This is a genomic window from Streptomyces sp. NPDC005955, from assembly GCF_042871255.1.
Classification (GTDB): Bacteria; Actinomycetota; Actinomycetes; order Streptomycetales; family Streptomycetaceae; genus Streptomyces.
Map to the genome: position 1 here is coordinate 584,163 of NZ_JBIAIF010000002.1, position 12,833 is coordinate 596,995.

Consider the following 12,833-nt stretch of genomic DNA (forward strand, 5'->3'; position numbering starts at 1 on the left):
GTCACCAGCGGGCAGGGTTGCTCCAGAAGGTACAAGTGTGATCAAGTGATTACGGAAACGGTGGTACGCACCGATCACACCCGGAACTCCCCGCTTCGGACCGGTCGCGCGCCCCGCTCCACCCATGGCCCCGGACGCCCCCCGTCCGGGAGCCGGGCCCGCACCCCACCCCCGGGACCGGACACCCCCCGTCCGGAACGCGCGGATCCGGCGCTGCCGGCCCCGGGGCTCCCCCGCCCCGGGGTCGCACCATCCGACGTGATCCCGGTCACGCGCGGGGCTCGGGGGCGGCACGGCCTCCGCCGCCCCCGAGCCCGAGCGGTGTTCCGGAGCACTCCGGGACATCGGGTAGAGTTGTCCAGGTCAGCACGCGCCGCTAGCTCAGTTGGTTAGAGCAGCTGACTCTTAATCAGCGGGTCCGGGGTTCGAGTCCCTGGCGGCGCACAGACACGTGAAGCCCTCCGGCGAGCCGGGGGGCTTTTCGCTGTCCGGGACCCCCGGGCGCCCGGCCGCTACGGTGACCCCCATGGCGCGCGACATCCAGGAGCGGATCAAGAAACTCATCATCGACCGGCGACTGCGTTCCGGTGCGGTGCTGCCCACGGAGCCCGAACTGATGGAGTTGCTCGGCGTCAGCCGCAACTCCGTCCGCGAGGCGCTCAAAGGACTCCAGGCCATGGGGATCGTGGAGATCCGGCACGGCTTCGGCACGTATGTCGGACCCATGTCGATGGCTCCCATGATGGAGGGGCTCGTCTTCCGTACCGTCGCCGGGCACTACCGGGGCGAGGCGAGCCTGCTCCAGCTCCTCGAAGTGCGGGCGGCGCTGGAGACCGGGCTCGTCTCCCGGCTCGCGGGGCGGCTGCCCGCGGGGGACCTCGCCGAGTTGGAGGGCCTGGCCGACCGCATGGACGCTCTCGCCGCGGAGGGGGTGTCCCTGTTCGAGACGGACCGGGCGTTCCACGCGGCGCTGTACCGGGGGCTCGGGAACCTGTTGCTCGGGGAGGTGCTCGAAGCGTTCTGGGACGCGTTCCACCGGGTGCGGACGGATCTGGTGGACGTTCCGCAGGATCCCCGGGTGACCTGTCGGCAGCACCGGGAGATCCTTGACGCGGTGCGGTCCGGGGACGTGTTGCGGGCGGAGCGGGCCATCCAGGACCACTTTGGGCACGTTCGTGATCGGTTGGCTGCGACGCTCGGTTCCGCCTGAGCGGTCCCCCAGCACGTTCACCTGACGGTGCGCTGTCCCGTGCGGGTGCGTCGTGGCTGGTCGCGCAGTTCCCCGCGCCCCCTTCGGTACGTTCACCTGGCGGTGCGCTGTCCTGCGGACGTGCGCTGCGGTTTCGCGCAGTTCCCCGCGCCCCCCATGGGGTGCGTCCAGCTCCCGTGCGGGGTCCGGCTCGGGTACGCCCGGCGTTCGCGCAGTTCCCCGCGCCCCTATCGGGGCACCTTCCGGCCCGTGTGCACAGAGGGCGCCCCGTCAGGGGCGCGGGGAACTGCGCGACCAGCCACGACGCACCCGCACGGAACCGCGCAGGCCCAGCGGAACGCCCCGATAGGGGCGCGGGGAACTGCGCGGGCAGCCACGACGCACCCGCAGGGAACAGCGCACCGCCAGGTGAACGCACCGAAGGGGGCGCGGGGAACTGCGCGGGCAAGCGCCTACGCACCCGCACGGGACCCGTGGAGCAACCACTCCTGGTGAGGGGGCGACCACTGCACCGTGGTTCGGGGGCCGCCGAAGGGCCCCCCGGTGCACAGACGGATACCAAGGGGGGCATCATGCAACCGGAAGTCCCTGTTCACTGTCTAAAGTGAGAGCGGCTGCCACTGGCGCGCCCGGCCCCGGACAGGGGAACCGGACCGGGCGGAGGAGAACGATGAAACTCACGCGCTAGACGCGCGTGTGGGGGGATGGCTCATGACGTCGCCGCCTTCAGGCGCGGGGCAGAACTTCGACCCGACCGAGACGACACAGCTACGTGTGCACCGGACGGGCGGCCTACGCCGAATAAAGAAGTCCCTGCCACGCTACGACTACGAGCACTACAGCCGCCTCGCGGGCCCCCTCACGCAGCCCGACCCCCACCAGCCCTACAAGGTGCGCTACCGCTCCCTCCTGTCCCAGGAACCGCACCGCATCCGCGCCGCGCTGATGTTGGGCGCCGCCCCGATCGTCTCCCTGATCCTGTTGTTCTGGCTGCTCCAGCCCGAGCACTGGACCGAGCGCGACCACCCCGCCTATGACTTCCTGCCCGCCCTCGACGTCGTCATGCTCGTCTCGATCGGACTGATCGAGTTCTTCCGCTGCATGAACGTGCTGTCCAACGCGCACGCCACGATCGTCGCCCGCGACCCCATCCCCGTGGTCCCTGAGACCGGCACCCGGGTCGCCTTCCTCACCTCCTTCGTGCCCGGCAAGGAGCCGTTGGAGATGGTGACGAAGACGCTGGAGGCGGCCGTGAAGATCCGTCACCGCGGACTGATGCACGTCTGGTTGCTGGACGAGGGCGACGACGCCGACGTCAAGGCCGTCTGCGAACGGCTCGGCGTGCGCCACTTCTCCCGCAAGGGCGTCGCCAAGTGGAACATGGTCAAGGGACCCCACCGGGCCAAGACCAAGCACGGCAACTACAACGCCTGGCTCGACGCGCACGGCGACGACTACGACTACTTCGCGTCCGTCGACACCGACCACATCCCGCTGCCCAACTACCTGGAGCGGATGCTGGGCTTCTTCCGGGACCCGGACGTCGGCTTCGTCATCGGCCCGCAGGTGTACGGCAACTACGACTCCTTCGTCACCAAGGCCGCCGAATCGCAGCAGTTCCTCTTCCACGCGCTGATCCAGCGCGCCGGGAACGCGTACGGCGCGCCGATGTTCGTGGGCACCTCCAACGCCGTCCGGATCAAGGCCCTGAAGCAGATCGGCGGTCTGTACGACTCGATCACCGAGGACATGGCGACCGGGTTCGAGATCCACCGGCACAAGAACCCCGCCACCGGCAACAAGTGGCGTTCCGTCTACACCCCGGACGTGCTCGCCGTCGGTGAGGGCCCCAACGCCTGGACCGACTTCTTCACCCAGCAGCTCCGTTGGTCGCGCGGCACCTACGAGACGATCCTCACGCAGTACTGGAAGGGCTTCTACTCCCTGCCCCCGGGCAAGCTCTTCAACTACACGATGATGATCATCTTCTATCCGATGTCCGCACTGAACTGGATCCTCGCGGCCCTGAGCTGCGCCCTGTTCCTCGGTCTCGGCGCCTCGGGCGTGAACATCGACCCGACGATCTGGCTGATGCTGTACGGCAACGCCTCCGCGCTCCAGATCGGCCTGTACGTCTGGAACCGTCGTCACAACGTCTCCCCGCACGAGCCCGAGGGGTCCGGCGGCGTCGCGGGCATGGTGATGTCCGCGCTGTCCGCGCCGATCTACGCCCGTTCGCTGATGGACGCGGTGCTGCGCCGCAAGAGCAAGTTCGTGGTGACGCCCAAGGGCGACTCGGCGAGCCCCGACACGCTGTTCGGGACCTTCCGCATCCACCTGTTCTTCATCGCGGTGTTCGGGGCGTCGATGGTCGCCTCCTTCTTCCTCGGCCACGCGCACCCCGCGATGATCATCTGGGCCACCTTCGCCCTGCTGATCACCGCGGCGCCGATCTTCGCCTGGCAGTGGACGATGCGCCAGGACGCGAAGAAGGCCGCGGCGAAGCCCGCCACCGAAGCGGCGTCCGCGCCCGCCGCGGGCCCGGCCCCCGCGCCCGCCGCCGTGCCCGACTGGCCGGCCGCCGCATCGGACGCTTCCGACGACCCGTCCCCCGCCGACCGCCCGCAGCGGACCGACCCGGACGGGCCGGGGGCCGGTGACGCCCCCGGGGAGTCGACGCCCCCGCGCCCGCGCGGCCGGCACTCCGCACCGGCGGGGCCGCACATCCCGCAGCAGCGTCCCACCTGGGCCTCCGGCGACGACCAGACGATGCAGATCCCCATCCCGGGACGCTCGTTCACCCAGAGCCCCCAGGGGCCCCCGGGCCCCCAGGACACCCGCGCCGAGCGCACCGTGCAGCCCCCGCCCGGGGCACCCGGGGCTCCGGGGCGGCACCGCAGGACCGGGCCCGGGTTCCACGTCCCGCCGGGCGCCTGAGTACGGGCGGCGTCCAGCCGGACGCCCCCGTCACCGTCCCCCCTGCCGTTCACCGTCCGCGATACCACTACCAGTCACATCGGGGTAAGCCGTGAAAGACCGTTCCAGCCGCCGCCGCGCCCGCCGCATCGCGATAGGCGCGGCGGTCGCGGTCGCGCTGGCCGCCATGAACGGCCCGGCGCTCTACCGGTTCGGATCCGAGAAGTACCACGAGTACACGATCAACAAGCCGGAGTACAAAGCCGCCAACGGGCAGTGGAAGATCCTCGACTTCCCCGAGGAGTACCGCCAGAACACCATCCACGCGGCCCTGTTGCGCACCGGCAAGGTCCTGATGGTCGCGGGCTCCGGGAACAACCAGGAGAACTTCGACAACCAGCAGTTCGACACCCGGCTCTGGGACCCGGAGACCAACAAGGTCAAGAAGATCGACACTCCGACGGACCTCTTCTGCTCCGGCCACACCCAGCTCGGCAACGGCAACCTGCTGATCGCCGGTGGCACCAAGCGGTACGAGAAGCTCCAGGGCGACGTGACCAAGGCCGGCGGGCTGATGGTCGTGCACAACGAGAACCCGGACAAGCCGATCACGATTCCCGCGGGCACCACCTTCACCGGCAAGACCAACGGCAAGACGTTCGTCTCCAAGGACCCGGTGGTCGTGGAACGGGCGAAGAAGGTGTTCGACAAGGGGACCGGCAGGTTCCTGCGCAACGACCCGGGGCTCGGCCGGATCTACGTCGAGGCGGCCAAGAGCGGCGCCGAGCACGAGACGGGCACCCAGGACAACTACGTGGTCGAGGGCCTGAAGGGCGCGGACGCCCGCAACACGTACGGCATGGCCGAGAAGCTCGCCCTGGACAAGAAGGACTTCCAGGGCATCAAGGACTCGTTCGAGTTCGACCCGATCGCCGAGAAGTACATCCAGGTCGACCCGATGAAGGAGGCGCGCTGGTACCCGACGCTCACCACCCTCACCGACGGCAAGGTCCTCAGCCTCTCCGGGCTGGACGAGATCGGTCAGCTCGTTCCCGGCAAGAACGAGGTGTACGACCCGAAGACCAAGGGCTGGGAGTACACGAAGGGCGTGCGCCAGTTCCCCACGTACCCGGCCGTCTCCCTGATGCAGAACGGCAAGCTCTTCTACTCCGGTTCCAACGCCGGGTACGGACCCGCCGACGTGGGCCGCGACCCGGGCGTCTGGGACCTCGCGTCGAACAAGTTCCGCAAGGTTCCCGGGCTCAGTGACCCGAAGCTGATGGAGACCTCGCAGACGGTGCTGCTGCCGCCCGCCCAGGACGAGAAGTACATGGTCATCGGCGGTGGCGGGGTCGGCGAGTCGAAGGAGTCGAGCAAGAAGACCCGACTGGTCGACCTCCTCGCCGACGAGCCCCGCTTCGAGGACGGACCCGAGTTGGAGAAGGGCACCCGCTACCCGCAGGCGTCGGTCCTCCCCGACGACACGGTCCTCATCTCCGGCGGCTCCGAGGACTACCGGGGGCGCGGCGCCTCCGACATCCTCCAGGCCCGCATCTACGACGCGAAGGACAACAGCATGGAGCGGGTCGCCGATCCGCTGGTCGGCCGCAACTACCACTCCGGGTCGGTCCTGCTCCCCGACGGCCGGCTGATGTTCTTCGGCTCGGACCCGCTCTACGACGACAAGGCCAACACCAAGCCCGGCACGTTCGAACAGCGCGTCGAGATCTACACCCCGCCCTACCTGTTCCGCGACGAGCGGCCCTCGCTGAGCGGCGGCCCCAAGACCATCAAGCTCGGCGGCTCGGCGACCTTCACCACCCGGGACAGCTCCACCGTCAAGTCGGCCCGGCTGATGCGGCCCAGCGCGTCCACGCACGTCACGGACATCGACCAGAAGTCCATCGCCCTGGACGTGAAGAAGGGCGAGGGCAGCGTCACGGTGACCGTCCCGAAGAACCGCAACCTGGTCCAGTCCGGCTGGTACATGCTGTTCGTCACCGACGACCGGGGCACCCCGAGCAAGGCCCAGTGGGTGCGGGTGCCGTAACCCGGTTCCGCGCGGCGGCCCCCGTCCCTCCGACTGCGACCCGGAGGGGCGGGGGCCGTTCTCAGTGCTTGCGGGCGGTGAGCAGCGCGAAGGACAGGAACTCCCCGCCGTCCTCGGTGAGCATGTCGATCACGGGCTGGGCGGCCGCCCGCCCCCGCGGCCGGTGCTCGATCCCCGCCCGCGTCCACAGCAACCAGTCGCGCCAGGCGTCCGGTTGCAGGCGCGCGGAGGTGACGTCCACCAGGCCGGTGGTCTCCCACTGGAAGCGCCACCACTCGGCGGTGTGCCACGCCATCGCCTCCCGGCCGACCACCTGTCTGATGTGCGACGGGACCGCCCCGAGTTCGCGGGCCTCCCGGGTCATCGCGGGTGTGGCCACCGCCAGTTGACCGCCCGGCCGCAGGAACCGCAGCAGGTAGGGCAGGTAGTGGTCCGAGGTGCCGAAGTACTCGAACGCGTCGATGCTGACGACCGCGTCGAAGCTCCCGTCCTCGAACGGCAGCGCGTGCGCCTCGGCCCGTACCGCCTCGACCGCGTCCCCCACGCCCGCCGCGTCGAACACGGCCGACGCCTCCTCGGCGGCGATCCACCAGTCGGCCGCGACGACCCGGACCCCGTACTCGCGGGCCAGGAACACCGAGGTGGCCCCCTTGCCGGAGCCCAGGTCGAGCACCCTCGCCCCCGGGCGCAGGTCCAGGTCCCCGGCCAGGTCCTCCAGCAGCCACAGCGGGTTCGGCCCCATGTCGAGGTCGAGCAGCCACGCCGGGTCGTAGCGGGACGACCGCGGATAGCGGTCCGGTCGTACGAGATCACTCAAGGCAGTCACGAGGACGAACCCAAGTCGATCACCGGTCCGCGTTCAACCCGTTTTCCGTGCGGTGGGCTCCGCGCCCCGAACCGCTGAGGGCGAGCCGACAGGCGCGTACTGGCACAAGAGCAGCTACAGCGGCAAGGACAACGACTGCGTGGAACGCGGCGCACGGGGCCCGGAGCGGCGGAGTCTGACGTACGGGGGCGCACCGCGCGGGCGGTCCGCCCCCGTACCCCGGCTCAGCCCTTCGGGCTGGTCAGGTACGCGTCGATGGCCCGCCGCGCCTCGGGCAGGTTGCTGCGGCCGTAGAGCCAGTGGCCCGCGACGTCCCACGTGACCAGCTTCCCCCTCGGGAAGGCACGCGCCATGCGCTGCGCGCCCGGCAGCGGGGTCGCGGAGTCATGGACGGCGTTGACCACGAGGACGGGCGGGAGTTCGCCCTTCGCCTTCGCGGGCTGCGGCTTCGGCGGCTCGGTCCAGCCCTGGCAGCCGAGGACGAGGTCCAGCGCCTGGCTGTTGTAGCGGACGTGCGGCGCTGCCTTGGCGACCCGCTTGAGGATGGCCCGGTAGTGGGCGTAGTCGCGGATGCGGAAGTCGTAGTCCCGGCACAGCACGAGCTGCGCCTCGACGTGGTTCCCGATGGGGATCCAGTGGACCTCGCCCTTTCCGGTGCGCAGGGCGGACAGGTCCTCGGCCAGCGACTCCGGGGTGTAGTCGCCCACGCGGAAGGTGAGTTGGTCCGCCAGTTGATCGGGGCCGATCTTCTTCCGGGTGGGACCGTTCGGGCCCGGGTCGCGGAGCGTGCCCGCGTCGGCGCGGGCGAACAGCTCGGCCGTGAGGGCCTTGACGTCCTGTCCCTTCAGCACGCAGGTCGTGTCCTTCGCGCACCAGTCCGCGAACCGCTGCAACGCGCCCTCCAGGGTGGCGCTGCCCTCCGTGAGGTAGCGCTCGGCGTCCGGCCGGTCCGGGTCCATCGCGCTGTCGAGCGCCAGGGCGCGGAGCTTGCCGGGGAACAGCCGGGCGTACCGTTCGCCGATGAGCGTGCCGTAGGAGTGGCCGAGGAAGCTGATCCGGGGTTCGCCGAGGGCCGCGCGGATCGCGTCCACGTCACGGGCCACGCTCTCGGTGTCCAGGTGGCCGGCGAGCGGTCCCGTTCGCGTCCGGCAACTGTCCGCCAGCTTGCCGTTCAGGGTGCGCAGGCGCTCGAACTCGGCGGCGCTGCGGGGGCGGATCGGGGTCGGGCTGCTGATCGTGTCGTCACAGTGGACGGGCTGGCTGCGGCCGATGCCGCGCGGGTCGAAGCTGACCATGTCGAAGCGCTTCAGCATGGCCGGCGCGTAGCCCTCGTGGGGGTCGTCCGCGTACATCACGTCCTCGACTCCGGACGTTCCGGGACCGCCCGGGTTCGACATCAGGACGCCGATCCGTCGTCCGGGGTCGGTGGCCGCGTACCGGGCGACGACGAGGTCGATCTTCGGGCCCTTGGGCTTCGACCAGTCCAACGGCACCTTGACCGTTCCGCACTGCGCGTGGGGGCTGGGGTCCGGGGACCACGGCTCGGACTTGGAGCAGACGCCCCACGTGATGGAGGACGCGGGGGCGGGGGTGCCCGAGGCTGCGGCGCCCGGGGCGGAGAGGGCGGCGGCCGAGGCGGACAGCGCGAGGAGCGTGGAGAGCGTGGGGAGGACCCGCCGCCGGGTGCGGGAAGTGGCGTTCGTGCGGTTGCTCGTACTCATGCGCGGAATGGTTCACGCCCGGCATGGTGACGACTCCATGAACAGGTGATGGGCACGTAACAGGCGCACCGGGCGCGGGCCGACCCACCGGGGGCCTCCAGCAGCTGACTCGTCCAGGTGAACCGGCGGGCGCAGCCCTCCCCTTGGCCCGTGGGTGCCGGAACACTGACCGGCCGGACGCAGTCATCGATCGGCCGACCCCGGAGGAACATCCGTGTCCCAGACTCCCGACGGACCCTCGTTCTCCGTGTACGACGGCGGCGAGGAGATCGCCCTGCCCGCGACGGTCAGAGGCATCCGGCGGGCGCTCGCGTCCGAACTGCGGCCGGAGTTCGACAGCGCCGTGGAGACCACACCCGCCCAGGACCTCTACGGAGAGCTGGCGGCCTGGGCCCTCAAGACCCGCCCCCGATCTGCTGGCCCGCCAGGAAGAGACGTTCCACAGGCTGGAGCGGGGCGACTTCACCGGGTTCACCCCGGCCGAGGAAATCCCCGAACCGGCTCTGCTGGGGGGCGCGGCAGCGGCGCGTGAACCCGCGCGGTCAGCCCTTGCCGGCCTTCGCCAGTTCCAGTGCGTACTCGGGCCACCAGTCCCCCGCCTTGGGGCCGCCCTTGCACTCGCCGTCCGACTCGCCGGGCCGCTTGACCCAGAGGAAGGCGTGGACCAGGGGGTCACCGGTCTGCGTGGTGGGGACCTCGCCGAGCGCCCGGCCCGGGGGGTTGCACCAGCGCTCGGCCGGTTCGCCCTCGGTGTAGGGGCCGTTGCCGTTGCGGCTGGTGTCCACGACGAAGGGCTTGCCGTCGACCTTCGCGGACAGTTCCTTGCCGTAGCGGACGCTGTCGGCGGTGGAGTAGAAGTTGGAGACGTTGACCGAGAAGCCGTCCGCCTTCTGCACGCCCGCGCGCTTCAGCGGCTCGAAGATCTGGTCGGACTTGCCCCAGCCGGCGTTGCCCGCGTCCACGTACACCTTGGTGTTCTTCGAGGACTTGAGCTTTTCCACCGCGCCCCACAGCAGGTGGTACCGCTCCTCGTGGAACTGCTGCGGGGTGCAGCCGTCGACCAGGTGCAGGACCGCGTCGGGCTCCAGGACGACCGTCGCCCGGCGGTCCCCGATGCCCTTGACCACCCCGTCGATCCAGGCCCGGTAGGCGTTGCCGTCCGCCGCGCCGCCGCCGGAGTACTGGCCGCAGTCGCGGTGCGGGATGTTGTAGAGGACGAGCAGCGCGTCCCGGTCGGCCGCCTCGGCCGCCTCGGTGATCCCGCGGACCTGGGCCTCCGGGTCCTCGGGGCCGACCCAGTCCGCCGTGGGCTGCGCGGCGATCCGCCGGATGAGGCCGGCCTCGTCGTCCTTGCCGTCCTTCTCGTAGGAGGCGACCTGGTCGGCGGCCTTGCCCTCGGGGTTGACCCAGTACGGGTCCTTGTCCTTCGGCTGCTGCTGGACCGGCTTCGGCTTGTCGCCGCCGGAGTCGTCGCCGGACGAGGAACACGCCACGAGCAGCAGCGTCGCCCCCACCGCGGCTATCGACGCCCTCACCTTGCCGTACATCCAGTCCCCCTTGGGTGCGCCGTCCGAGGTCCAATCCTGACATACGCGACCTGACGGGTCGCCGGGCCGCCCCGCCTCCTCGGCAGGGCCCGGTTCAGCGCTGGACGTGCGTCAGGTACGCGGACACCACGACGTTCGCGCGGTACGTGCCGCTCGCCCGGTCGAACTTCCCGCCGCAGGTGATCAGTCGGAGTTCGGCCCGGCCGTCCCGGTGCGGTCCGTACACCTGCGCCGCGTCGAAGTGGTCCCGGTCGACGATCCGGACGTCCTCGACGGTGAACCCGGCGACGGTGCCGTCCGAGCGGACCACCCGGACCGCGTCGCCGGGGACCAGGGTCCGCAGCCGGTGGAAGACGGCGGGCCCGCTGCGGCCGTCCGCGTGCCCGACGAACAGCGCCGCGCCGGCCGCCCCGGGAGCGGTGCCCGTGCCGTACCAGGCGACGGTGCCGGGTTGGTCGAGCGGCGGCGCGGCGACGGCTCCCGCCCCGTCCAGTCCGCGGGGCACCACGGGCGCCAGGACGCCCGCGAGGGGGACGTCCACCCGCTCGGGCCGGGCCGGGGCCAGCGGGCGGTGCGCGGCGGGGAGCCCCGCGCCGAGCGGTCGGCCCACGGCCGCGACGTCGCCCCGCACCGGGCCGGTGCCCCGGTCCGGGGCGGGCGGCGGTACGGAGGTGATCTCGCGGCCCCAGAGCCACAGTCCGGAGAGCAGGACCGCCCAGGCCGCGGCGATCGCGAGGCGGCCCGCGACGCGGGAGCGGGCGGTCATGAGCTCGGGTTCCGGTCGCCGTCCGGGCGGCGGGCGCGCAGTCCGCGCCCCACGACCACGAGGGCCGCGACGCAGGCGAGGACCAGGCCGACGACGGCCTGTCGCAGCCCCGGGCCGGTGCCCTCGCGGTCCTCCGCCTCGGGCCCCGGGGCTCCGCCGCCGCCCGCGCTGACCGGCGCGGTCGGCGTGGCGGCCGGCGCGTCCGGCTCCGCTCGACCGGGGCCGCCCTGTCGGCCCGGTTCGGTCACGCGCACGGCCGCGGGGACGACGTGGTCCCGGCCGGCGCAGCTGACGGTGATCCCGTACGGGCCGGGCGCCGCACCGGACCGCAGCCGCGCCTCGGCGAACAGTCCGGTGCCGCGGGGGGCCGGGGCGAGGTCGGCGGGGGCGACGAACGCGTCCGACCGGGCGCGGGCGGTGGTGCCCGGGCAACCGGTGACCGTCAGGGCGACCTCGGTGCCCGGGGGTGCCGCCGCGGGGCGTACGGCCAGGACGGCGGGTTCCTGCTCCGGGCCGGTCGCTGCCGCAGCGGCGCCGGTGCCGGTCAGGGACAGGGCCGCCAGGGCGACGACCACCCCGGTGGAACGCTGTGCGAGCGAGCGGATGCGCATCGTGAACCTCCTGGTACCCCCAGGTTCACGCGCCGACCCGGTCCCCGCCCCGCCACCCCGCCCCCACTGCTCCGTTCGAGGGACACATTCCGCCACCCACGTACGGATCAGATGCGGTCGACCAGGTCGGCGATGGAGTCGACGACCCAGGAGGGGCGGAAGGGGAACTTCTCGATCTGGTCCCGGGAGGTGAGTCCGGTGAGGACGAGGAACGTCTCCATCCCGGCCTCCAGTCCGGCGAGGACGTCCGTGTCCATCCGGTCGCCGATCATCGCGCTGGTCTCGGAGTGCGCACCGATCGCGTTCAGTCCCGTCCGCATCATCAGCGGGTTCGGCTTGCCCGCGAAGTACGGGTCCTTGCCGGTGGCCTTGGTGATCAGCGCGGCGACGGAACCGGTCGCGGGCAGCGGGCCCTCCGTGGACGGTCCGGTCTCGTCGGGGTTGGTGCAGATGAACCGGGCGCCGTCGTTGATCAGTCGGACGGCCTTGGTCATCGCCTCGAAGGAGTACGTCCGGGTCTCGCCCAGGACGACGTAGTCGGGGTCGTGGTCGGTCAACACGTAACCGATGTCGTGCAGGGCGGTGGTCAGGCCCGCCTCGCCGATGACGTACGCGGTGCCGCCGGGCCGCTGGTCCTCCAGGAACTGCGCGGTGGCGAGCGCGGAGGTCCAGATGTTCTCGACGGGCACGTCGAGGCCCATGCGGGCGAGCCGCGCGTGCAGGTCCCGCGCGGTGTAGATGGAGTTGTTCGTCAGCACGAGGAAGGGACGGTCGCCCTCCCTCAGCTTCTTGATGAACGCGTCCGCGCCGGGAATCGGCACGCCCTCATGGATCAGGACCCCGTCCATGTCGGTGAGCCACGATTCGATGGGCTTGCGCTCTGCCATGTGCCGGTCTCCTGGGAATCCGTGACTGCGGTGCTGGTGTGGCGCCGGAACGACTCTGTGCCGACGCCACCCAGATTAGTCACCACGGCCGGATACTGACCCTGCCGGTCACCGGGAAACCGCAGGTCCGCGGGTCCCGCAGCGCGCACTCAGCGGCGACCGCGCAGCTTGCCCAACAGCTGCCGGGCCTGCGCCCGGCGGCGCGGGTCGGCGGCGGCCCGCCGTACCTCGCTCACCGCCCGCTGACCCTGCGGGCTGCGCACAAAGCTCATGATCTTGCTCAACAGTCCGGCCATCTT

At 71.4% G+C, this 12,833-nt stretch carries 11 protein-coding genes and 1 tRNA gene; 5 read left to right on the plus strand and 7 right to left on the minus strand.

What is annotated here, in order from left to right:
* Window positions 1–370 precede the first annotated feature (370 nt).
* From ACFYOU_RS07845 to ACFYOU_RS07860, 4 genes are all read left to right on the plus strand, one after another.
* Window positions 371–444 (plus strand) — tRNA-Lys (locus ACFYOU_RS07845).
* Between the two features lie 82 nt (window positions 445–526).
* A complete protein-coding gene (locus ACFYOU_RS07850; RefSeq protein WP_389762443.1) occupies window positions 527–1,210 on the plus strand; it encodes a FadR/GntR family transcriptional regulator in 684 nt (227 codons plus the stop codon).
* Window positions 1,211–1,921: 711 nt separating this feature from the next.
* Window positions 1,922–4,147, plus strand: coding sequence for a glycosyltransferase family 2 protein (locus ACFYOU_RS07855; protein ID WP_391304113.1), 2,226 nt, complete (start codon window positions 1,922–1,924; stop codon window positions 4,145–4,147).
* 91 nt (window positions 4,148–4,238) lie between these two features.
* The gene (locus tag ACFYOU_RS07860; RefSeq protein WP_391304114.1) at window positions 4,239–6,176 is read left to right on the plus strand and encodes a galactose oxidase-like domain-containing protein; all 1,938 of its coding nucleotides are present in this window, start codon (window positions 4,239–4,241) and stop codon (window positions 6,174–6,176) included.
* A gap of 61 nt (window positions 6,177–6,237) precedes the next feature.
* Here the strand turns inward: ACFYOU_RS07860 and ACFYOU_RS07865 are convergent, their stop codons facing one another.
* Window positions 6,238–7,002, minus strand: a complete 765-nt coding sequence (locus ACFYOU_RS07865; protein ID WP_391304115.1) for a methyltransferase domain-containing protein — start codon at window positions 7,000–7,002, stop codon at window positions 6,238–6,240.
* A 224-nt stretch (window positions 7,003–7,226) separates the two neighbouring features.
* Entirely contained in the window at window positions 7,227–8,723 is a 1,497-nt protein-coding gene (locus tag ACFYOU_RS07870; protein WP_391304116.1) for an alpha/beta fold hydrolase, read from the minus strand.
* A gap of 214 nt (window positions 8,724–8,937) precedes the next feature.
* Between ACFYOU_RS07870 and ACFYOU_RS07875 the strand changes: the two genes are divergently transcribed.
* Window positions 8,938–9,255: a hypothetical protein gene (locus tag ACFYOU_RS07875; RefSeq protein WP_391304117.1), complete on the plus strand. Its 318-nt coding sequence runs from the start codon at window positions 8,938–8,940 to the stop codon at window positions 9,253–9,255.
* 10 nt (window positions 9,256–9,265) lie between these two features.
* Here ACFYOU_RS07875 and ACFYOU_RS07880 read toward each other — a convergent pair whose 3' ends face one another.
* From ACFYOU_RS07880 to ACFYOU_RS07900, 5 genes are all read right to left on the minus strand, one after another.
* A complete protein-coding gene (locus ACFYOU_RS07880; RefSeq protein WP_389762426.1) occupies window positions 9,266–10,270 on the minus strand; it encodes a glycoside hydrolase family 6 protein in 1,005 nt (334 codons plus the stop codon).
* A 94-nt stretch (window positions 10,271–10,364) separates the two neighbouring features.
* Window positions 10,365–11,036, minus strand: coding sequence for a class F sortase (locus tag ACFYOU_RS07885; RefSeq protein ID WP_391304118.1), 672 nt, complete (start codon window positions 11,034–11,036; stop codon window positions 10,365–10,367).
* Window positions 11,033–11,647, minus strand: coding sequence for a hypothetical protein (locus ACFYOU_RS07890; protein ID WP_391304119.1), 615 nt, complete (start codon window positions 11,645–11,647; stop codon window positions 11,033–11,035). Before ACFYOU_RS07890 ends, ACFYOU_RS07885 begins: the two co-directional genes overlap by 4 nt.
* 107 nt (window positions 11,648–11,754) lie before the next feature.
* Complete coding sequence (locus tag ACFYOU_RS07895; protein ID WP_391304120.1) at window positions 11,755–12,534, minus strand: HAD-IIA family hydrolase; 780 nt, start codon at window positions 12,532–12,534, stop codon at window positions 11,755–11,757.
* Between the two features lie 149 nt (window positions 12,535–12,683).
* Window positions 12,684–12,830: a hypothetical protein gene (locus tag ACFYOU_RS07900; protein ID WP_391304121.1), complete on the minus strand. Its 147-nt coding sequence runs from the start codon at window positions 12,828–12,830 to the stop codon at window positions 12,684–12,686.
* Between the last annotated feature and the right edge of the window lie 3 nt (window positions 12,831–12,833).

Excerpts from the sequence above, each read along its gene's own strand:
- ACFYOU_RS07885 (WP_391304118.1), bottom strand. The coding sequence starts at position 11,036 with ATGACCGCCCGCTCCCGCGTCGCGGGCCGCCTCGCGATCGCCGCGGCC.
- ACFYOU_RS07895 (WP_391304120.1), bottom strand. The coding sequence starts at position 12,534 with ATGGCAGAGCGCAAGCCCATCGAATCGTGGCTCACCGACATGGACGGG.
- ACFYOU_RS07900 (WP_391304121.1), bottom strand. The coding sequence starts at position 12,830 with ATGGCCGGACTGTTGAGCAAGATCATGAGCTTTGTGCGCAGCCCGCAG.
- ACFYOU_RS07855 (WP_391304113.1), top strand. The coding sequence starts at position 1,922 with ATGACGTCGCCGCCTTCAGGCGCGGGGCAGAACTTCGACCCGACCGAG.
- ACFYOU_RS07870 (WP_391304116.1), bottom strand. The coding sequence starts at position 8,723 with ATGAGTACGAGCAACCGCACGAACGCCACTTCCCGCACCCGGCGGCGG.
- ACFYOU_RS07890 (WP_391304119.1), bottom strand. The coding sequence starts at position 11,647 with ATGCGCATCCGCTCGCTCGCACAGCGTTCCACCGGGGTGGTCGTCGCC.
- ACFYOU_RS07880 (WP_389762426.1), bottom strand. The coding sequence starts at position 10,270 with ATGTACGGCAAGGTGAGGGCGTCGATAGCCGCGGTGGGGGCGACGCTG.
- ACFYOU_RS07850 (WP_389762443.1), top strand. The coding sequence starts at position 527 with ATGGCGCGCGACATCCAGGAGCGGATCAAGAAACTCATCATCGACCGG.